The organism is Streptomyces sparsus, assembly GCF_054776295.1.
In genome coordinates this window covers 1-954 of sequence record NZ_BAAHCA010001361.1, presented here as the reverse complement: position 1 = coordinate 954, position 954 = coordinate 1, and the positions used below count along the sequence as shown (strand labels likewise).

Genomic DNA, 954 nt, shown 5'->3' with positions numbered 1-954 from the left:
GGGGCTGCCGCCCCCGACGACTGCCTTGCGGCCCCCGGCCTTCGCCCGGCACGTCGCGGGTCTACGCACGCGCCGCGCCGCGCGGGCCTTCGTCAGCTCTCCCAGACGGCTGCGGCGGTCCGGTCGTCCGCGTAGCCCTTGAGTCGGGTCTGGACGTCGACGAGGAAGTCGGCCAGGCCTGGCGGCTGGTCGGTCGTCCAGCGGGTGGCGAGATGGTCCGCGAGCGGCTGCTCCTCCCGCAGCGGCTCGGCGAAGCCACGGCCGCACAGCAGCAGCACGTCGCCCGGCCGGGCCTGCGAGGCCCGGAAGCGGAACACCGCCCCGCTCGTGGTCAGCGCCTCACCGGCTGCGCCACTCTGCGCCTCCAAGCCACCCGGCTCCTCCTGAAAGGACTGCCCCACGCCGTCCCGTCGTTCCCCGCCACGCCCGTTTCCGTCCTGCCCGTTCCGCGCCTGCCCCTCCCGACCCCGTCCGTCCCGGCCGTCCGGATCCGCCTGCGGTGACACCGCGGCCGACCGCGTCTGCTGGGCCGGCAGCCCGGTGGCGGGGCGGCCGTCGGGCTGTACGCCGGCGGCGGACTCCGGAGACCGGTCGGCCTCCTCGTCGGTCTGCGGTTCACCCGGGCCCGGCTCCAGGTCCTGCCAGGCACCGTCCCGCAGCCGGAACAGCCCTCCCCCGCCCACCCCGAAGAACACCCGGGTGCGGCAGCGGGGATCGACCGGCAACAGCAGGCAGCGCAGTTCGGCGGTGTACTCGGCAGGCTCCAGGCCGAGTTCGGCCGCCCGGGAGCGAAGCCTGCCCATGCTGCGGGCGGTCAGCCGGCCCAGCCCGGACTTCAGTGCCCCGCGGCGCCCCGCACGAATGTCCTCGGAGAGCCGGGCATGGCTGCGGCCGACGGCACCCGCGATCCAGTGGCAGGCGTCCCGGGCCGCGCGGTCCGCGCACGGGGCGGCA

1 protein-coding gene is annotated in these 954 nt (G+C 76.6%); it reads right to left on the bottom strand.

Features of this window, described 5'->3' with window-relative positions:
- Window positions 1–92: 92 nt before the first annotated feature.
- On the bottom strand, window positions 93–954 hold an 862-nt coding region (locus tag ACYVE9_RS28430), incomplete at its 5' end, for a protein phosphatase 2C domain-containing protein (RefSeq protein WP_461030761.1).